Here is an 18,567-nt window from a genome sequence, read left to right on the forward strand (position 1 = left end):
GCCCATGCGTGCTCCCAGCGGTGACCAGTTCGAGATCGCCGGCGGCGGCTACCGCGCCGTCGTCACCGAGAGCGGGGCCGCGCTCCGCACGCTCGAGCACGCGGGGCGGGCCCTCGTCGACGGTTTCGCCGAGGAGGAGATGACCTCCGGGGGGCGGGGCCAGCTGCTCATGCCCTGGCCCAACCGGCTGCGCGACGGCCGCTACCGCTGGGGCGGGCGCGAGCACCAGCTCGCGCTGAGCGAGCCCGGCCGCGCCAACGCCTCCCACGGGCTCGTGCGCTGGGTGGCCTGGACCCCCGAGGAGCACACCGGGCACTCGGTGTCGCTGTCCTACCGCCTCATGGCGCAGAGCGGCTACCCGTGGACGCTGGACCTGCACGTGGTCTACGACCTCTCCGCCGACGGGCTCACCGTGACCCAGACCGCCAGCAACACCTCGACCACGCCCGCCCCGTGGGCCAGCGGGGCCCACCCCTACCTCCGCGTCGGCGCCGGCCCCGTCGACCCCCTCGAGCTCACGCTGCCGGCGGCGACCCGGATCCTGGTCGACCCCGAGCGGCTGCTGCCGGTCGGCACCGAGGAGGTCGAGGGCACGACGTACGACTTCCGGGTGGCGCGGCCGCTGCGCGACCTGCCGCTCGACGACGGCTTCACCGACCTCGTGCGCGACGACGACGGCACCGCCACCGCCGTGCTGCGCGACCCGCGCTCCGGCGAGGGCGTGGCGCTGTGGGTCGACCGCCACCACACCGCGCTGCAGGTCTACAGCGCCGACGAGGTCGCCGCCACCGCGCGGCGCTCGCTGGCCGTCGAGCCGATGACGGCTCCCGCCGACGCCTTCTCCTCCGGCACCGGTGTCGTCACCCTCGGCGCCGCCGGTGAGCCCGACGACTCCTTCTCCGCCACCTGGGGCATCCGCGCGCTGGACTGAGCCGCCGCGCACCACTTACCGACCGTTGCGACCACTACCCGACCGTCGTGACGGTCAGGTAGTGGTCGCAACGGTCAGTAGGACGCCCCGGTCGGGGGCAGCTCAGCGGGGCAGCTCGGCGGCGAGGGCGCGGAGCTGGCGGGCGTGGGCCTGGGCGCGAGCGCCGTCGGAGCCCTGGATGCCCATCACCGCGGCGGTCGTGCCGTCGGCGAGGTCGAGGGTGACCCACGGGGCACCCGGCGGGAGGTTGACCGAGACGATCTGCGGCCAGCTGTACTCGCGACGGCGGTAGCCGTTGACCACGATCAGCCGGTCGCGCTCGCCCACGACGCGGGAGCGCACGAGGGCGAACATGCAGGCGTAGCCCAGCCCCACCAGCACGAAGAGCGTGCCGATCTGGAAGGCCGTGAACTTCGCCTGGGTCTCGTCGTCGAAGCTGAACCACGCGGCGGCGAACATCGCGAGCAGGCCGACGCCGAGCACCGCGCCGACGATGCGCGGGCCCAGCGGGCGCCAGGTGTGGGGCAGGGTGGGCGCGAGGTCGCGTCGCGCCGGACCCTCAGAGGCGGCAGGCATGGATGTCGGTGGTGAGGATGCCGCGGGCGCCGACCTGCCAGAGCTCGTCCATGAGGCGCTGGGCACCGCTGCGCGGCACCATCACCCGCACGGCCGACCAGCCCTCGCGGTGCAGCGGGGCCACGGTGGGGCTCTCGATGCCGGGGGTCAGGGCGACCGCGGCGGCGACCGCCTCGCTGGGGATGTCGTAGTCCATCATCACGTAGGAGCGGGCCACCAGCACGCCCTCCACGCGACGGCGGAAGACCTCGAAGCCGTCGGGAGCGGCCGCGCCGGAGCGGGTGATGACCACCGCCTCGGACTCCAGGATCGTCTCGCCGAACACCTCGAGACCCGCCTGGCGCAGCGTGCTGCCGGTCTCGACGACGTCGGCGATCGCGTCGGCCACACCGAGCTGGATGCTGGTCTCCACGGCCCCGTCGAGGCGGATCACCGTGGCCTCGATGCCGCGCTCGGCCAGGAAGGACCGCACGACCCCGACGTACGACGTGGCGATGCGGGCGCCCTGGAGCTGGGCCAGGTCGGTGAACGCACCGCGGGGGCCGGCGAAGCGGAAGCGGCTGCGGCCGAAGCCCAGGCGCATGGCCTCGTCGGCCTGCGCCCCGGAGTCCTGGAGCAGGTCGCGCCCGGTGACCCCGACGTCGAGGGTGCCCTCGCCGACGTAGAGCGCGATGTCGCGCGGGCGGAGGTAGAAGAACTCCACGCCGTTGTCGGCGTCGATGAGGGTGAGCTGCTTGGAGTCGTCGCGCTGGCGGTAGCCGGCCTCGCGCAGGATCTCCGAGGCCGACTGCGACAGCGAGCCCTTGTTGGGCACCGCGACACGCAGCAGCGGGGTGGCGGGAGAGGTCATCGGGTCGGCCTTCGCGGGTGCGGTCACAGGTGGGCGTAGACGTCGTCGAGCTCGAGGCCGCTGGCCAGCATGAGGCACTGGGCGTGGTAGAGCAGCTGGCTGATCTCCTCGGCCGTGCGCTCCTTGCCCTCGTGCTCGGCCGCCATCCACGACTCCGCGGCCTCCTCGACCAGCTTCTTGCCGATGGCGTGCACGCCAGCGTCGAGCTGGGCCACGGTGCCGGATCCTGCGGGGCGGGTCCGGGCCTTGTCCTGCAGCTCGGCCCACAGCTCGTCGAACGTCTTCACAGCAGAGCAGCCTAGGCGGTGCCCTCGCGGCGGCGTACGACGGGACCGCGCGGCGGCACCCGCCGTGGCCTGGGCCACGCCGTCCGGGGCGGCTGCGGCCCGGGCGGGATCAGGCCAGCCGGCCGCGGCGCAGCCGCTTGAGCACGTGCGCGGTCTGGAGCGCGGCCGAGGTGGCCTCGTGGCCCTTGTCCTCCTTCGAGCCCTCCAGGCCGGCGCGGTCGAGCGCCTGCTGGTCGTCGTCGCAGGTGAGCACGCCGAAGCCGACCGCGACCTGGTGGTCGAGCGCGACGCGGGTGAGACCGTCGGTGGCGGCGTTGCACACGTAGTCGAAGTGGGGGGTGCCGCCGCGCACGACGACGCCGAGCGCGACCACGGCGTCGTAGCCCTGGGCGGCCAGGGTCGCGGCCACGACGGGGAGCTCGAAGGTGCCGGGCACCCGCACGACCAGCGGGTTGCCCACGGAGTACTCCTCCAGGGCGCGGTGGGCCCCGGCGAGCAGGCCGTCCATGACCTCGGTGTGCCAGCTCGCCGCGACGACGGCGACGCGCAGGTCGGAGGCGTCGACGGCCTCGGGGGTGGGTGCTCCGTGGCCGCTCATCGGGTGGCTCCGTTCGTCTCGAGGTCGGTGCCGGCCACCGTGCTGGTGCCGGCTGCGGGGTGGTCGACCCCGCCGTGGAGGTCGGGCAGGACGTGGCCCATCCGGTCACGCTTGGTGAGCAGGTAGGCCAGGTTGTGGTCGTTGGGGTGCGGGGTGAGCGGCACGCGCTCGGCGACGGTGATGCCGAAGTCCTCGAGGTTGCTGACCTTGTCGGGGTTGTTGGTCATCAGCCGCACGCTGGCCACGCCCAGGTCGCGCAGGACCTGGGTGGCGGTGCCGTAGTGGCGGGCGTCGGCGGGCAGGCCGAGGTCGAGGTTGGCGTCGACCGTGTCGCGCCCGCCGTCCTGCAGGGCGTAGGCCTGGAGCTTGGCCAGCAGGCCGATGCCGCGACCCTCGTGGCCGCGCAGGTAGATCACCACGCCGCGCCCCTCGGCGACGACGCGCTCGAGGGCCTCGTCGAGCTGCGGACCGCAGTCGCAGCGGTGGCTGCCGAAGACGTCGCCGGTGAGGCACTCGGAGTGCACGCGGGTCAGCACCGGCTCCTCGCCGGAGAGGTCGCCGTGCACGAGCGCGATGTGCTCGGAGCCGTCGACGGTGATGCGGTAGCCCACGGCGGTGAAGTCGCCGGCGCGGGTGGGCAGGCGGGTCTCGGTGACCCGCTCGACGAGGTTCTCCACCCGGCGGCGGTGCCGCACGAGGTCCTCGATGGAGATCATGGCGAGGTCGTGCTCGTCGGCGAAGGCGCGCAGCTCGGGGGCGCGCTTCATGGTGCCGTCGTCGTTGACGACCTCCACCAGCACCCCGGCGGGGGTCAGCCCGGCGAGGCGGGCCAGGTCGACGGCGGCCTCGGTGTGGCCGCGGCGCACGAGCACACCGCCCTCGCGGTAGCGCAGGGGGAAGACGTGACCGGGGCGGGTCAGCTCCCAGGGCTCGGTGGCGGAGTCGGCGAGCACCCGGGCGGTGTGGGCCCGGTCGGCGGCCGAGATGCCGGTGGACACGCCGTCGCGGGCGTCGACGGAGATCGTGTAGGCCGTGCGCAGCTTGTCCTTGTTGTGCGGCGTCATCAGCGGGATCTCGAGCCGGTCGAGCATGTCGGCGGGCATCGGCACGCAGATCACGCCGCTGGAGTGGCGGATGGTGAAGGCCATCAGCTCGGGGGTCGCCTTGGCGGCGGCGAAGATGATGTCGCCCTCGTTCTCCCGGCCCTCGTCGTCGACGACCACGACGGCCCGGCCCGCCGCGATGTCGGCGATGGCGCGCTCGACGCTGTCGAGGCGCACGCCGCCGTGCTGCTCGGCGTGCTGCGCGGTGTAGGCGTCGACCAGGGGCTCGGCCTGCTCGACCGGCTCGTCGTGGGGTGCGGGGGTCTGGGTCATGCGTGTGCTCCTTCGAGGGCGGTCGTCTCCTCGACGACCGTGCGGGTGGCGCGCCACCAGGTGACGAGGCCGGCGACGCAGAAGCCGCCGTAGAACAGGTACATGCCGGCGGTCGGGTAGTAGCCGGCCTGGACGAGGGTGGTGACGCCGACGGCGTCGACGGCGATCCACACCAGCCAGAACTCCACCCAGCCGCGCGCCATGCCGTAGGTCGCCAGCAGCGAGCCGGCGAGGATCCAGGCCTCGGTGGCGGGGCTGTAGGAGCCGATCCGCACCAGCACCTCGTGGGCCACGGCGTAGCCGACCGCCGCGAGGGCGAGCAGCTGGAGCCGCTCGGCCCCGGTGGCCCAGCGCGGCGCGATCGCCCCGCCGTCGCTGCCGGAGCGGGCGTGGCTCCAGCGCCACCAGCCGTAGACGCCGGCCAGGGCGAAGAAGACCTGACGCCCGGCCTGGCCCCACAGCGGCTCGGCGACGGTGCCGCTGATCTCGCCGCTCACGAAGACGGTGAAGAGCAGCGCGTTGCCGACCAGGCCGACCGGCCAGGCCCAGGTGAGGCGGCGCATGCCCAGCAGGGCGCTGGCCAGGCCGAAGCCGTTGCCCACGACCTCGCGCACGCTGAGCGCTCCCCCGCCGACCGGGATCGAGCCGTGCAGCAGCCACTGCACCACGGCGTCGAGCATCAGGCGCCCTCCCCGAGGCGGCGCACCAGCGCGTCGAGGTGACCGCCCACGAGCAGCTTCTCGACGTGCTTGGCCAGCACGTCGGCCTCGAGGTTGACCCGGTCGCCGACGCGGCGCGAGCCCAGCGTGGTGCGGGCCAGGGTCTCGGGGATCAGGCTGACGGTGAAGCTGCGCTCGCCGGCCTCGACCACGGTGAGGCTGACGCCGTCGACGGTGATGGAGCCCTTGTCGACCAGGTAGCGGCCCAGGTCGCCGCCGGGCCCCTGCGGCAGGGAGACCTCGACGACCTCCCAGTGCTCGCTCGGGGTGCGACGCAGCACCTCGCCGACGCCGTCGACGTGGCCCTGCACGATGTGCCCGCCCAGCCGCTTGTCGGCGGTGACCGCACGCTCGAGGTTGACCCGGTCGCCCGGCGCGACGCCTCGCAGGCCGGTCTTGTCGAGGGTCTCCTGCATGACGTCGGCGGTCCAGGTCGTGGCCGTGCGCTCCGCGACGGTCAGGCAGCAGCCGTTGACCGAGATCGAGTCGCCGAGACCGGCGTCCTCGAGCACGACCGAGGCCTCGACGGTGAGACGGATCGCGTCGCCCTGCTCCTCGACGGCGGCCACGGTGCCGAGCTCCTCGACGATTCCGGTGAACATCAGCGGGTCCCTCCTGGGATGGGGGCCGGCGTGGCTGCCGGCTGGTCGACGGGGTGCTCGGCGTGGTCGGACCCGCGCGGGGCGGGCACCAGGGTGAGGCGTACGTCGGGCTGCTCGCCCTCCACGCCCTCGATGAGGGTGACGTCGGTGAGCACCGGTCGCAACGCTGCGGCGACGGTGCTGATTCCGAGGTCGCCCACGGCGCTGGCGCCCGCCCCCAGGAGCACGGGGGCGACGTAGGCGACGATCTCGTCGACGAGCCCGGCGCGCACGAACGCCGCGGCCAGGCGCGGGCCGCCCTCGAGGAAGACGTGGCGGCGCTCGAGCCCGGCGAGCTGAGCCAGCGCGGCCCGGGGGTCGCGGGTGCGCAGGTGCACGGTCTCGGCGGAGCCGTCGAGGACCCGGCGACCCGGCTCGAGGTCGCTCTCCCCCATGACGGCGCGCAGCGGCTGCTGCTGCAGCGGGCGGTCCTGCTCGTCGCGCACGGTGAGCGCGGGGTCGTCGGCGGCCACCGTGCCGGTGCCCACGAGCACCGTGTCGGCGAGGGCGCGCAGCCGGTGCACGTCGCGGCGGCTGGCGCGCCCCGAGATCCACCGGCTGGTGCCGTCGGCGGCCGCGCTGCGCCCGTCGAGGGTCGCCGCCAGCTTCCAGGTCACGAACGGGCGGCCGTGCTCGACCGCGAAGGTCCACACCCGGTTGAGCGCGCGTGCGTCCTCCTCGAGCAGGCCGGCCTCGACCACGAGGCCGGCCGCCCGCAGCGTCTCGGCACCGCCCCGGGCCACCGGGTTGGGATCGGACTGGGCGTAGACGACCCGGCGTACGCCGGCCTCCACCAGCGCCTGCGCGCACGGTCCGGTGCGGCCGGTGTGGTTGCAGGGCTCCAGGGTGACCACGGCGGTGGTGCCGCGGGCGGCCGCTCCCGCGCGGGCCAGCGCGTCGGCCTCGGCGTGGGGCGTGCCGGCCCCGCGGTGGAAGCCCTCGGCCACGGTGGCGCCGTCGGCGGCGAGCAGGACGCAGCCGACCCGCGGGTTCGGCGAGAGCGGCACGCCCGGGGTGGCGGCCAGGGCCAGGGCGCGACGCATGGCCGCCGCCTCGTGCCCGGCGCCGTCGGCGTCAGTCCCACCGGTGCCGTGCCGGGTGCTGTGCCCGGTGCCGTGCTCGCTGCTCACCGCCGCCCCTCTCTGGTCCGCGCTCGGACTCCGGGGCTGACTGCGGTGGTCGACGACGGCACGCGACGCGTGCGTCGGCGGGTCACCTGCGTGCACTTCCCATCCGGACTTTGACCGTCGGTCCAGGAGTTCCACCTGGTCAACCGGTCACTGGAGGTGACCGGGTCGCGGACTTTCACCGCCGGCTCGGATTTTCACCGACCCCAGAGCACGCGAGCAATGTTGACTCGTCAGGTGCAGTTTAACCACACCCGTGTCGTCAGCGGGTGTGAGCACCCGCACAGCGGGCTCGGTGCGGCGGCCCGGGGTCGGCGGTGGGGGCCTGCAGCCACGGACGTCATGCGGACCGTGGATGCGACTCCACCCTTCGCACGACGCCGGCAGGGCCACGCGGCAGGGGCGGGCGCGGGCGGCGGCACAGGCCGCCGGGGGCGGCGCCGCTCAGGCGGTGGCGTCCTCGCGGCGGCCGAAGGGCAGCAGCGCCAGGCCCTGGCGGTCCAGGCCGGCGGGGTCGGCGGCGTCGCCCTCGAGGCGTGCGAAGCCCTCCTCGGCGTAGAGCGTGTCGTCGGCCTCGCGCGCGAGCACCTCGAGGAAGGTCAGCTGGTCCTCGCCCAGGCGCAGGTCGGCCTCCAGGGCGCGGGCGACGTCCCAGGCGTGGAGGGTCAGCTCGAGGGTGTCGTAGGGCGCGGTGGCGGCCAGGGCGGGGTCGTCGGGGATGGCGGCGGCGTAGGTGGCCATCAGGTCGCCGGTGACGTCGCCGGCCAGACGCGCGCCCAGCACGTGCTCGTGGTGCTCGAGCACGTGGGTCACGACGTCGGACACCGTCCACCCCGGGCAGGAGGGCACGGGCCTGACCAGGTCGGCCGCACCGACGCGGTCGAGCACGGCGCGGAAGGTGTGGGCGGCGCGCAGGTAGGTGGCCTGGAGGGTCGGCACGGCTCAGGCCCCCGGGACGTCGGTGCCCGTGGCCGCGGCGCCCGTGGCGGTCTCGGCGGCCGCGCGCAGGCGGCCCACCATCTCGTCGGGGTCGTCGGCGGAGTAGACCGCGGAGCCCGCCACGAAGACGTCGGCACCGGCCTCGGCGCAGCGCTCGATGGTCTCCAGCGAGACGCCGCCGTCGACCTGGAGCCAGGTCTCGACGCCGTGGCGCTCCAGCAGGGCGCGGGTGCGGCGGATCTTGGGCAGCACCAGGTCGAGGAACGTCTGGCCGCCGAAGCCGGGCTCCACGGTCATCAGCAGCACCATGTCGAGCTCGGGCAGCAGGTCGGCGTAGGGCTCGATCGGGGTGGCCGGGCGCAGGCCCATGCTGGCGCGACCGCCGGCGGCGCGGATCTCGCGGGCCAGCCGCACCGGCGCGCGGGCCGCCTCGACGTGGAAGGTCACCGAGGCGCAGCCGGCCTCGACGTACGCCGGGGCGTGGGAGTCGGGGTCCTCGATCATCAGATGCGCGTCGAGGGGCAGGTCGGTGGAGCGCGCGAGGGCCTCGACCATCGTCGGGCCGAAGGTCAGGTTGGGCACGAAGTGGTTGTCCATGACGTCGACGTGCACCCAGTCGGCGCTGCCGATGCGGCCCACCTCCTCGCCCAGGCGGGAGAAGTCGGCGTTGAGGATGCTCGGCGTGATCTGGATGCCCACGGGGGGTGAGCCTAGGCGAGGGCCGGGGTCGGGGCCTCCCGGGGGCGGGCTCGCGAGGGTCGCCGGACCGGCTCAGCCCGCGGCCAGCAGGTCGTGGTCGCGCACGACGTCGAGGGCCAGCGTGCGGTAGCCGACGCTGTCGAAGAGCACGGTGACCCGGTCGGCCTCCAGCTCGGTGACCACACCGTCGCCGAACTCGGGGTGGTGCACCTGCTCCTGCAGGCGGTAGCCCACCTCGTCGGGGTCGACCGCGTCGGGGACGACCCCGGCGCGACAGGTGTCGCAGCGCCCGCAGGGACCCGCGAGCTGCTCGCCGAGGTACTCCACCAGCACCTGCGAGCGGCAGCGGTCGGTCTCGGCGTAGTGGCGCACCAGCTCGACCCGCGAGCGCTCGAGGTCGCGACGGCGGGTGGCCAGCTCGTGGGCGGCGTCGACCCCGGTGCCCCGCCCGGACTCCTCGGCGTCGCGCAGCAGGTTGACCAGACGGCCGGCCTTGCGGCGACCGCAGCCCACCCGCTCGCCGACGAGCTCGACGGGGTCGAGGTCGGCGACGTCGGCGTCACCCTCGGCGCGGGCCGTGTCGAGGGCGTCGAGCGCGGCCCGCGCCCTCCTCAGGTCGCCCCGCGACGGCACGGTGGCCGAGAAGAACCGGCCCAGCGCCAGGTCCTCCTCGCGGTGCACCAGGGTCGCGGTGGCGTCGGCGCCGTCACGACCGGCCCGTCCCGCCTCCTGGTAGTAGGTGTCGGGCGACTCCGGCGCGTGGGCGTGCACCACGAAGCGCACGTCGGGCTTGTCGATGCCCATGCCGAAGGCCGAGGTCGCCACGACGATGTCGACCGCGCCGCCCAGGAAGGCCTCCTGGGTCTCGCGGCGCCGGCGGTGGGCGAGGCCCGCGTGGTAGGCCTCGACCGTGCGGTCGCCGAGGCGCTCGTCGGCGCGCAGCAGCTCGACGTAGCGCGCCGTGGCCGGGCGGGTGCGGCAGTAGACGATGCCCGCGGCGTCGGCGGGGCCGGCGAGGGCCGCGTCGAGCACCGCGCGCTCCTGCTCGTCCTCCCCCGCGACGCGCACCACGTCGAGCACGAGGTTGTCACGGGCGAAGTCGGTGACGACCAGGCGCGGGTCGCGCAGCTCGAGCCGCTCGGCGATCTCCTCGCGCACCGGCGGCGCGGCGGTGGCCGTCATCGCCACCACCCGCGGGCGCCCCGAGGGGCTGGCCTCGCGGTCGCCCAGCTCGTCGAGCAGGGCGCCGAGGCGGTGGTAGTCGGGCCGGAAGTCGTGCCCCCACGCCGAGACGCAGTGCGCCTCGTCGACGGCCACCAGACCCGGGCGGGCCACCGCGAGGCGGCGGCGTACGTCGTCGAGCGCCAGCTGCTCGGGGGCGAGGAAGAGGAAGTCGAGCTCGCCGGCCTCGGCCGCGGCGAGCACCTCCTCGCGCCGCGTGGCGCTCTCGGCCGAGCTCAGCCGGGCCGCCCGCACGTCGCCGCGCAGCGCGTCGAGGTGGTCGACCTGGTCCTGCTGGAGGGCCAGCAGGGGCGAGACCACGAGGGTCAGCCGCTCCAGGATCGTGCCGGCCAGCTGGTAGGTCAGCGACTTGCCCGCGCCCGTGGGCGAGATCAGCAGCACGTCGTGGCCCTCGAGCAGCGCGGTGGTCGCCTCGAGCTGGCCCGGCAGCAGGTCGGCGTGGCCGAAGACGTCGTGGGCGGCGCGGCGGACTCGGTGCTCGGTGGCGGAGGAGGTCACCTGCTCACCCTCGCCCGGCGCCGGTCTCCCGCGGACCGCCCGCAGGGGTGGAGGGGCCGCGCGGTCTCACCCCTTCGGCCCACCCCACCACGGACCCCTGGCCCCCGGACCCCTGGCCCCCTGACCCGCGCCCTGGCCCTGGCCCTGGCCCTGGCCCTGGGGGGGCTCAGTCCTCCGGGTCGGCCGGCGGGGACGCCCCGTCGCGCTCGTCACGGGCGGCCCACTCGAGCAGCGGCGCGAGGTCGAAGGTGTGCTCGCCGTCGTCGAGCCCCGCGTGCAGGTCGCCGAGCTCGGCGAAGCGGGCCGGGACCGTGGCGATGGTGAAGTCGCGCGGGTCGGCGTCGTCGACCTCGTCCCAGCGGATCGGGGTCGAGACGCGGGCGTCGGGCAGTCCGCGCACCGAGTAGGCCGCAGCGATCGTGTGGTCGCGGGCGTTCTGGTTGTAGTCGGGGAAGACCGCGCGGGGGTCGCGGTCCTTGCGCCACCAGGTGGTCGTGACGTCCTGCGGGCTGCGCCGCTCCACCTCGCGCGCGAACGCGAGCGCGGCGCGGCGTACGTCCTTGAAGCCTTGGTCCGGCGCGATCCTCACGTAGACGTGCAGGCCCTTGCTGCCGCTGGTCTTGGGGAAGCCCGTCGCCCCGAGGTCGTCGAGCACCTCGTGGGCGACGTGGGCGACCCGGCGCACCGTGTCGTAGTCGCACTCGGGGCCGGGATCGAGGTCGATGCGCCACTCGTCGGGCTTCTCGGTGTCCTCGCGGCGGCTGTTCCACGGGTGGAACTCCACGGTCGACATCTGCACCGCCCACACCACCGCGGCCAGCTCGGTCACGCACAGCTCGTCGGCCGTGCGGTCCCACCGGGGGAAGTGCAGCCGGACGGTCTCGACCCAGTCCGGCGCCCCCGCCGGCAGCCGCTTCTGGTGCACCTTGGGGCCGGTCAGGCCCTTCGGGAAGCGGTGGAGCATGCAGGGTCGGTCCTCGAGGGCGTGCACGATCCCGGGCCCCACCGCGAGGTAGTACTCGACCAGGTCGAGCTTGGTCGCGCCCGACTCGGGGAAGTACACGCGGTCGGGGTTGCTGACCCGCACCACCCGGCCCTCCACCTCGACCTCGACCGCGGGTGCCTTCGTCGCCATGGCTCGACCTTAGGCGCCACAGGGCGGTGACGAGGGGCGGCGGGCCGCCACGGCCCCTCGTCGGCGGGGCGCGCTACGGCGTGCCGGGGGCGCGCAGCAGGGCCATGAACATCGCGTCGGTCTCGTGGCGGTGGGGCCACAGCTGCAGCGTGCCGGGCAGGGGCCCGGCCGCGTCGGCGACCTGCGGGAGCTGCGCGGCGAGGTCCTCCAGCACCACCCCCGGACGCTGGGCCAGGACCGAGGAGACCACCTCGGCGGTCTCGGCGAGGATCGGCGAGCAGGTCGCGTAGAGCACCACGCCTCCGGGCCGCACCAGGTCGAGCGCCGAGGTCACCAGCGCACGCTGGAGCAGCACCAGGGTCAGCAGGTCGTCGGGGCGACGGCGCCAGCGCGCCTCGGGACGCCGGCGCAGCGCCCCGAGACCGGTGCAGGGTGCGTCGACCAGCACCCGGTCGAAGGAGCCGTGGCGCCACGGCGGTGCCGTGCCGTCGGCCGTCACCACGCCGAGCACGCCGTCGGCACCGCCCAGGGCGCGCGCCACGAGCCGGGCGCGGTGGGGCTGCCGCTCCCCCGCCACCAGCGCGGCGCCACGCCGGGACGCCAGGGCGGCCAGCAGGGCCGCCTTGCCGCCAGGACCGGCGCACAGGTCGAGCCAGCGCTCGTCGGGGCCCTCGAGGGGTGCCTGCGCGAGGGCCTCCGCGACCAGCTGCGAGCCCTCGTCCTGCACCCCGGCGCGCCCCTCGGCGACCGCCACCACCTCGCCCGGGTCGCCGCCCCCCAGCACGACGCCGTACGGCGAGAGCCGGGTCGGCGTGCCGGGCAGCTCGTCGCGGGTCGAGCGACCCGGGCGCGCGACCAGCGTGACCCGCGGGGCCACGTTGTCGGCCGCGAGCAGGTCCGGCAGCTCGCCCGCGGCCTCGCCCAGGGCGCGGCGCAGTGCGGCCACGACCCAGGTGGGGTGGCTCCACGCGATGGAGGCCTGCTTGTCGTCGCTCGCGGCACGGGGTGCGAGCTCGGCGACCCACGCCTCGAGGTCGCGCTGGGCGACCTTGCGCAGCACGGCGTTGCTGAAGTTGCCCGCGCCGTGGCTGACCTTGCCGCGCACCAGGTCGACCGTGGAGCTGATCGCGGCGTGGTCGGGCACCCGCATCGACAGCAGCTGGTGCACCCCCAGTCGCAGGGCGTCGAGCACCTTGGCCTCGATCTTGCGCAACGGCCGGTCGGCGCAGGCGGCGATGACGGCGTCGTAGGTGCCCTGGCGGCGGATCGTGCCCGAGACCAGCTCGGTGGTGAAGGCGGCGTCGCGGCCGCTGAGGCCGGCCTCGCGCAGGACGCCGGGCAGCACCAGGTTGGCGTAGGCGTCGTCGACGCGCACGGCCTTGAGCACCTCGAGCGCCGCCAGGCGTGCCGGGTCGGCCCGCACCTGCCCCCCGGCCGGCCGCCGCGCGGGCGGACGCCGCCCCGGGGCCGCGCCGCCCGCCGCGCGCCGGTCGGCCGGCCCGCTCACGCGGTCGGCTCGGCGCCGGGCTCGGCGCTGGCGTCGGGGACCTGTGCGGGCGCGCCGAGCCTGGCGCCGCTCTCGAGCCGCACCCCGCGGGCCCAGTCGGCGGCGCGCATCTGCTTCTTGCCGAAGGCCTTGACCTCGCCGAGGCTGACCGCGTGGGTGCCGGTGCCGACGACGACGTGGTTCTTGCCGACCACGATCTCACCCGGCGGCAGCGCGCCGTCGGTGATCTCGACGGGCCCGATCTTGATCCGCTCGCCCTCGAAGGTCGACCACGCACCCGGCCCGGGGGTGCAGGCCCGGATCCGGCGGTCCACCGCGGGGGCCGGCTCGCGCCAGTCGACCTCGGCGTCCTCGACGAGGATCTTCGGGGCCAGGCTGACGCCGTCCTCGGGCTGCTCGCGGGCGACGAGCGAGCCGTCCTCGATCCCGTCGAGGGTCGCCACGAGCAGCCCGGCTCCGCCCTCGGCGAGGCGGCCGAGCAGGTCGCCGGCGGTGTCGGTGGGGCGGATCCGCTCGGTCATCACGCCGAAGGTGGGGCCGGCGTCCATGGCCTTCACGATGCGGAAGGTCGTGGCGCCGGTGACCTCGTCGCCGGCCCACACCGCGTGCTGCACGGGGGCCGCCCCTCGCCAGGCCGGGAGGCAGGAGAAGTGCAGGTTGACCCAGCCGTGGGGCGGGATGTCGAGGGCCGACTGGGGCAGCAGGGCGCCGTAGGCCACGACGGGGCAGCAGTCGGGGCGCAGCGCCCGCAGGGCCTCCTGGAAGTCGGGGTCGCGCGGGTGCTCGGGCTTGAGCACCGGCACCCCGAGCTCGACGGCGCGCTGGGCGACGGGGCTGGCGGTGAGTCTGCGACCTCGTCCGGAGGGCGCGTCGGGCCGGGTGACGACGCCGACGAGCTCGTGGCCGGAGGCCGCGACGGCCTCCAGGGACGGGACGGCGACCTCGGGGGTCCCGGCGAAGACGACTCTCACTGCTCTCCTCAGGTGGTGACGGTGCGCGACGGGCGCTCACCGCCGGTGTGGCTCGTGGTGTGGCTCGTGGTGTGGCTCGTGGTGTGGCTCGTGGTGTGGCTCGTGGTGTGGCTCGTGGGGGTGGATCGTGGCGGGGTCGGAGGACGGGGCGCGCCGGGGCCCGTCGGCCCGGCTAGATGCCGAAGCCCCGGGTGGCGTGGGGGCTGACCTTGACGGTGGGGCGCTCCAGGCCGAACCACTCCGCCTCGCGGATCTCGCGCATCGCGGCCTTGCGGGCGGCCTGGTCGAGACGGTCGACGAAGAGCACCCCGTCGAGGTGGTCGGTCTCGTGCTGGATGGCGCGGGCCAGCAGGTCGCTGCCGTGGACGGTGACCGGCTCACCGTGCATGTCGAAGCCGCGCGCCACCACCGAGAGCGCGCGGGTGCACTCGAAGGACAGGTCGGGGATCGACAGGCAGCCCTCGAGACCGTGCTGCTCCTCCTCCGACAGCTCGAGGCGCGGGTTGACGAGGTGACCGAGCTCGCCGTCGACGTGCCAGGTGAAGACGCGCAGCCCGACGCCGATCTGGGGCGCCGCGAGCCCGGCCCCCGGCGCCTCCACCATGGTGTCGGTGAGGTCGGCCACGAGCTTGTGCAGCTCGCGGTCGAAGTCGACGACCTCGAGCGCTGGCTTGCGCAGCACGGGGTCACCGAAGAGGCGGATGGGCTGGACGGCCACGGGACTCCTTGGCGGGGCGACGGATGTGCGGTCGGTCGGCGGTGGATCGATGGTGGATCGATGGTGGATCGGCGGCGGATCGGCGGTGGATCGGTGGCCGATCACGACCGGCCCCACCTCCACCGTCGACGTCCCAGTCTAGGCCCGCCGGGTCGGGCCCCCTAGCCGAGGCTGGGCGGGTCGACCTGGATGCGGACCGGGTCGAGCTTGCGCGAGGACCGCAGGCGCTGGAGGTCGCCGAGGGCGCGCGAGAGCTCCGGGCCGCGGTGCCGCGGGACCCTCACCACGACCCGCTCGGGGTGGTCGGGACCCTCGCCCTCCGGCACCGGCCCCAGCACCTCCGCGCCCTCGGGGGCGGCGAGGAGCACCAGGGCGTCGTCGACCGCCCCGGCCGGCCCGGAGATCGTGGCCAGGCGCGAGGCGGGCGGCAGGTGGGCGCTGCGACGCTCCTCGGCCTCGCGCTCGGCGAAGCCGGCGGGGTCCCACCGGACGAGGGCCTGCAGCGCGGGGTGGGCCGGGTCGCCGACGGCCAGGGCCCGACCGCCCGGCGTCACCAGGCCCACGGCGTTGGCCCAGCGGCGCAGCGCCTCCTCGGTGGTGCGCAGGTCGGTGCGGGCCAGGGGCAGCCAGGTGTCGAGCAGGACCACCGCGGCGTAGCCGCCCTCGGCGACGGGCTCGGCCCCGGGGGTGGCCACCACGATCGCCGGGCGCGCCTCGACCCGGGCGAGCACCTCCCCGCCGGCCGACGAGGTGCGGACGCGGGTGCCGGGGAAGGAGCGCCCCAGCTCCTCGGCGGTGCGGGCGTCGCCGACCACCGGCGCACGCAGCCCCCGGTGGCCGCACTCGGGGCACGCCCACCCCGGCGCGGGCGTCGCGCACCACCGGCAGGCCGGGGGGTCGGCCGCGCCACGCAGGTGGAGGGGGCCGGAGCACACCGCGCACCGCGCGGGCGTGCGGCAGCGCTCGCAGGCCAGCGAGGCGGCGTAGCCACCCCGCGGCACCGAGACGAGCACCGGCCCCGAGCCGAGCGCGTCACGCACCAGGTCGCGCACCTGGGTCGGCAGCCGCGCGGTGCGGGCGTGGGGGTCGCGGCGCAGGTCGTGCTCACTGGCACCGGCCACGGTCACCGTGACCGCCCGGCGCAGCGTGCCGCGGTCGGCGACGAGCTCGCGCGCCCACCCCGTGCGGACCAGGTGGTCGCCCTCCACGGTGCGCGTGAAGCCGCCGACCAGCGCGGCCGAGCCCTGCTCGGCCGCGCGCAGCAGCAGCACCTCGCGGGCGTGGGGGTAGGGGGCCCGCTGCTCGGCGTGGTTGTCGTCGCCGTCGTCCCAGATCGCCACCAGGCCGGGGCTCGCCACGGGCGCGAACGCGGCGGCGCGGGTGCCGACGGCGATCCGGCGCGAGCCCCGGGAGAGCTGGAGGAAGGCGCGGTAGCGCTGCGCCGGACCGGTGTCGGCGGTCAGCACGGCGTGCTGCGGGGGCAGCCCGGCAGCGGCGGCGGCCCGCTCGAGGGCCTCGGCCACCCGCGCGACGTCCTTGCCGTCGGGCAGGCAGAGCACCGCTCCCCCGGGCGCGCCGAGCGCCGCCAGGGCCAGCAGGTGCGGCCAGTCGGCGCCGGGTGGCGGGCCCCAGACCGCGCGGGGGGCTCCGCCCTCGGCGAGGTGGGTGAGGAAGGCCGCGCCGTGGGGGTGCTGGGCCCACGCCTCACGGCCGTGCGCGCCGAGGGCCGACACCGCGGCCGGGGGCAGCGGGGCCAGGTCACCGTAGGGCTGCTCCCCGAGGGCCTCCTTCTCCGCACCGGCGTGGCGCGGGGGCACGGCGAGGCGCAGCACGTCGGCACGGGCGCCGGCGTAGCGCTCGGCCACGGCCGCGGTCAGCGCCGCGACGCCGGGCAGCAGCACCGGCTCCGGGCTGACGACGCGGCGCAGCGGCTGGAGGACGCCGGGGTGGTCGGAGGAGGCGGCGCGCTCGACGAGGAAGCCGTCGACGTCGTGCCCGGCGAAGCGCACCTTGACCCGGACCCCGGGGCGGGCGTCGTCGGCCATCGCGGCCGGCACGGCGTAGTCGAAGGGACGGTCGAGGTGGGCCAGCGGCACGTCGACGAGCACCCGGGCGACGGGGTCGACCTCGGCGATCTCCACCTCGCGGCGCTTGCGCTCGCGGGTGGCGCGCGCCTTGGCCTGCGACTCCTTCAGCGTGGCGCGCACCAGCCCTGGCAGCAGCTCGGGCTGCTCGTCGCGGCGGGGGTCGGCAGGGGGCACGGGCAGATGTCTACCAGCGTCCGCCGACCGGCCCGTCGGCCCTCGACCGCCCGTCCACAGACACGGCCACGGACGAAGCCACGGACGCGGCCACGGACACAGCCACGGACGCAGCGCACCCGCCGGCCTCGAGGGGCCGGCGGGTGCGGGTGGTGGTGCGGGTGGTGCAGGAGTCGTGCGGGGTGCGGGCTCAGGCGCCGACGGCGGCCTTGAGGGCCTCGGCGCGGTCGGTGCGCTCCCAGGTGAACTCCGGCAGCTCGCGGCCGAAGTGGCCGTAGGCCGCGGTCCTGGCGTAGATCGGGCGCAGCAGGTCGAGGTCGGCGATGATCGCGGCCGGGCGCAGGTCGAAGACGCTCAGCACGGCCTGCTGGATCTGCTCGTCGGGCACGGTGCCGGTGCCGAAGGTCTCGATGAAGACGCCGACGGGCTGGGCCTTGCCGATCGCGTAGGCGACCTGGGCCTCGCAGCGGCGGGCCAGGCCCGCGGCCACGACGTTCTTGGCCACCCAGCGCATCGCGTAGGCCGCGGAGCGGTCGACCTTCGAGGGGTCCTTGCCCGAGAAGGCGCCGCCACCGTGGCGGGCCATGCCGCCGTAGGTGTCGACGATGATCTTGCGACCGGTCAGGCCGGCGTCGCCCATGGGGCCACCGACGACGAAGCGGCCGGTGGGGTTGACCAGGAGGCGGTAGCCCTCGGAGGAGATGTCGAAGGCCGAGAGCACCGGGTCGATGACGTGCTTCTTGACGTCGGGCTGGAGCACGGTGGCGAGGTCGACGTCGTCGGCGTGCTGGGTGGAGAGCACGACGGTGTCGATGCGCACCGGTCGGTTGTCGGCGTCGTACTCGATGGTGACCTGGGTCTTGCCGTCGGGGCGCAGGTAGTCCATGGTGCCGTCCTTGCGGACCTCCGAGAGCCGCTCGGAGAGCGTCTGCGCGATCTTGATCGGCAGGGGCATCAGCTCGGGGGTGTCGTCGCAGGCGTAGCCGAACATCAGGCCCTGGTCGCCCGCGCCCTGCTTGTCCATCGCGTCGACGGACTCCTCCAGGCGCGACTCGTAGCCGGTGTCGACGCCCTGGGCGATGTCGCCGGACTGTCCGCCGATGGCGACCATCACGCCGCAGGTCTCGCCGTCGAAGCCCTTGTCGGAGTGGTCGTAGCCGATGTGGAGGATCCGGTCGCGCACGACCTTCTTGATGTCGACGTAGCCGGTGGTGCTGACCTCGCCGGCCACGACGACCAGGCCGGTCGTCAGGAGCGTCTCGACCGCGACCCGCGAGTGGGGGTCCTGCTCGAGCATCGCGTCGAGGATCGAGTCGCTGATCTGGTCGGCGATCTTGTCCGGGTGACCCTCGGTCACGGACTCCGAGGTGAACAGACGTCCGGGCACAGTGCTTCTCGCTCTCGTAGGAAGGGTGCTGCGGGCAGTGCTGGTGGTGCGCGCAACGATAACGACCGTCCCACAGTGCGGGACGCCGGTCTCAGTTGTACGCCG

Annotated in this window: 18 protein-coding genes and 1 riboswitch; of the genes, 1 reads left to right on the forward strand and 17 read right to left on the reverse strand. The window is 75.3% G+C overall.

Annotation, left to right across the window (positions count from 1 at the left end; translation table 11 throughout):
• The first annotated feature begins 4 nt into the window (after nucleotides 1–4).
• Nucleotides 5–931: an aldose 1-epimerase family protein gene (locus ASF50_RS09420; protein ID WP_056904924.1), complete on the forward strand. Its 927-nt coding sequence runs from the start codon at nucleotides 5–7 to the stop codon at nucleotides 929–931.
• A 102-nt stretch (nucleotides 932–1,033) separates the two neighbouring features.
• Here ASF50_RS09420 and ASF50_RS09425 read toward each other — a convergent pair whose 3' ends face one another.
• From ASF50_RS09425 to metK, 17 genes are all read right to left on the reverse strand, one after another.
• Nucleotides 1,034–1,507 (reverse strand): PH domain-containing protein, encoded by a 474-nt coding sequence (locus ASF50_RS09425; protein ID WP_056904337.1) that lies wholly within the window; start codon nucleotides 1,505–1,507, stop codon nucleotides 1,034–1,036.
• Entirely contained in the window at nucleotides 1,491–2,357 is an 867-nt protein-coding gene (hisG, locus tag ASF50_RS09430) for an ATP phosphoribosyltransferase (protein ID WP_193666496.1), read from the reverse strand. The genes ASF50_RS09425 and hisG overlap by 17 nt, the downstream gene beginning before the upstream one ends.
• A 23-nt stretch (nucleotides 2,358–2,380) precedes the next feature.
• The gene (locus ASF50_RS09435; protein WP_056862810.1) at nucleotides 2,381–2,644 is read right to left on the reverse strand and encodes a phosphoribosyl-ATP diphosphatase; all 264 of its coding nucleotides are present in this window, start codon (nucleotides 2,642–2,644) and stop codon (nucleotides 2,381–2,383) included.
• Between the two features lie 109 nt (nucleotides 2,645–2,753).
• Nucleotides 2,754–3,242 (reverse strand): 6,7-dimethyl-8-ribityllumazine synthase, encoded by a 489-nt coding sequence (gene ribH, locus ASF50_RS09440; protein ID WP_056904338.1) that lies wholly within the window; start codon nucleotides 3,240–3,242, stop codon nucleotides 2,754–2,756.
• A complete protein-coding gene (locus ASF50_RS09445; protein WP_228943066.1) occupies nucleotides 3,239–4,618 on the reverse strand; it encodes a bifunctional 3,4-dihydroxy-2-butanone-4-phosphate synthase/GTP cyclohydrolase II in 1,380 nt (459 codons plus the stop codon). The genes ribH and ASF50_RS09445 overlap by 4 nt, the downstream gene beginning before the upstream one ends.
• Nucleotides 4,615–5,298 carry a nicotinamide mononucleotide transporter family protein gene (locus ASF50_RS09450; RefSeq protein WP_056904339.1) on the reverse strand — a complete coding sequence of 228 codons (684 nt, stop codon included), beginning with the start codon at nucleotides 5,296–5,298 and terminating at the stop codon, nucleotides 4,615–4,617. Before ASF50_RS09450 ends, ASF50_RS09445 begins: the two co-directional genes overlap by 4 nt.
• A complete protein-coding gene (locus ASF50_RS09455; protein ID WP_056862807.1) occupies nucleotides 5,298–5,939 on the reverse strand; it encodes a riboflavin synthase in 642 nt (213 codons plus the stop codon). Before ASF50_RS09455 ends, ASF50_RS09450 begins: the two co-directional genes overlap by 1 nt.
• Entirely contained in the window at nucleotides 5,939–7,021 is a 1,083-nt protein-coding gene (ribD, locus tag ASF50_RS09460; protein WP_056904925.1) for a bifunctional diaminohydroxyphosphoribosylaminopyrimidine deaminase/5-amino-6-(5-phosphoribosylamino)uracil reductase RibD, read from the reverse strand. The genes ASF50_RS09455 and ribD overlap by 1 nt, the downstream gene beginning before the upstream one ends.
• Before the next feature lie 173 nt (nucleotides 7,022–7,194).
• Nucleotides 7,195–7,324: riboswitch (FMN riboswitch) on the reverse strand.
• Between the two features lie 225 nt (nucleotides 7,325–7,549).
• The gene (locus tag ASF50_RS09465) at nucleotides 7,550–8,044 is read right to left on the reverse strand and encodes a maleylpyruvate isomerase N-terminal domain-containing protein (RefSeq protein WP_056904340.1); all 495 of its coding nucleotides are present in this window, start codon (nucleotides 8,042–8,044) and stop codon (nucleotides 7,550–7,552) included.
• Between the two features lie 3 nt (nucleotides 8,045–8,047).
• Nucleotides 8,048–8,743, reverse strand: coding sequence for a ribulose-phosphate 3-epimerase (gene rpe / locus ASF50_RS09470; protein ID WP_056862805.1), 696 nt, complete (start codon nucleotides 8,741–8,743; stop codon nucleotides 8,048–8,050).
• Nucleotides 8,744–8,815: 72 nt separating this feature from the next.
• A complete protein-coding gene (locus ASF50_RS09475) occupies nucleotides 8,816–10,483 on the reverse strand; it encodes a RecQ family ATP-dependent DNA helicase (protein ID WP_056904341.1) in 1,668 nt (555 codons plus the stop codon).
• A 166-nt stretch (nucleotides 10,484–10,649) separates the two neighbouring features.
• Entirely contained in the window at nucleotides 10,650–11,618 is a 969-nt protein-coding gene (gene ligD / locus ASF50_RS09480) for a non-homologous end-joining DNA ligase (RefSeq protein ID WP_056904342.1), read from the reverse strand.
• Between the two features lie 73 nt (nucleotides 11,619–11,691).
• A complete protein-coding gene (locus ASF50_RS09485) occupies nucleotides 11,692–13,041 on the reverse strand; it encodes an RsmB/NOP family class I SAM-dependent RNA methyltransferase (RefSeq protein WP_200920173.1) in 1,350 nt (449 codons plus the stop codon).
• 80 nt (nucleotides 13,042–13,121) lie between these two features.
• Nucleotides 13,122–14,096: a methionyl-tRNA formyltransferase gene (gene fmt, locus ASF50_RS09490; RefSeq protein ID WP_056862801.1), complete on the reverse strand. Its 975-nt coding sequence runs from the start codon at nucleotides 14,094–14,096 to the stop codon at nucleotides 13,122–13,124.
• A 172-nt stretch (nucleotides 14,097–14,268) separates the two neighbouring features.
• Nucleotides 14,269–14,814, reverse strand: coding sequence for a peptide deformylase (def, locus tag ASF50_RS09495; protein ID WP_056862799.1), 546 nt, complete (start codon nucleotides 14,812–14,814; stop codon nucleotides 14,269–14,271).
• A gap of 161 nt (nucleotides 14,815–14,975) precedes the next feature.
• On the reverse strand, nucleotides 14,976–17,075 hold the full coding sequence (locus ASF50_RS09500; RefSeq protein WP_056904344.1) for a primosomal protein N': 2,100 nt from the start codon (nucleotides 17,073–17,075) through the stop codon (nucleotides 14,976–14,978).
• 190 nt (nucleotides 17,076–17,265) lie between these two features.
• A complete protein-coding gene (metK, locus tag ASF50_RS09505; RefSeq protein WP_056904345.1) occupies nucleotides 17,266–18,462 on the reverse strand; it encodes a methionine adenosyltransferase in 1,197 nt (398 codons plus the stop codon).
• Nucleotides 18,463–18,567: the final 105 nt, after the last annotated feature.

Origin of the sequence: Nocardioides sp. Leaf307 (assembly GCF_001423135.1) — a bacterium.
Taxonomy (GTDB): Bacteria; Actinomycetota; Actinomycetes; order Propionibacteriales; family Nocardioidaceae; genus Nocardioides; species Nocardioides kribbensis.

Bases quoted from the DNA above. Each gene is read 5' to 3' on its own strand.
- ASF50_RS09420 (WP_056904924.1), top strand. From the start codon at position 5: ATGCGTGCTCCCAGCGGTGACCAGTTCGAGATCGCCGGCGGCGGCTAC.
- ASF50_RS09425 (WP_056904337.1), bottom strand. From the start codon at position 1,507: ATGCCTGCCGCCTCTGAGGGTCCGGCGCGACGCGACCTCGCGCCCACC.
- hisG (WP_193666496.1), bottom strand. From the start codon at position 2,357: ATGACCTCTCCCGCCACCCCGCTGCTGCGTGTCGCGGTGCCCAACAAG.
- ribH (WP_056904338.1), bottom strand. From the start codon at position 3,242: ATGAGCGGCCACGGAGCACCCACCCCCGAGGCCGTCGACGCCTCCGAC.
- ASF50_RS09445 (WP_228943066.1), bottom strand. From the start codon at position 4,618: ATGACCCAGACCCCCGCACCCCACGACGAGCCGGTCGAGCAGGCCGAG.
- ASF50_RS09450 (WP_056904339.1), bottom strand. From the start codon at position 5,298: ATGCTCGACGCCGTGGTGCAGTGGCTGCTGCACGGCTCGATCCCGGTC.
- ASF50_RS09455 (WP_056862807.1), bottom strand. From the start codon at position 5,939: ATGTTCACCGGAATCGTCGAGGAGCTCGGCACCGTGGCCGCCGTCGAG.
- ribD (WP_056904925.1), bottom strand. From the start codon at position 7,021: ATGCGTCGCGCCCTGGCCCTGGCCGCCACCCCGGGCGTGCCGCTCTCG.
- ligD (WP_056904342.1), bottom strand. From the start codon at position 11,618: ATGGCGACGAAGGCACCCGCGGTCGAGGTCGAGGTGGAGGGCCGGGTG.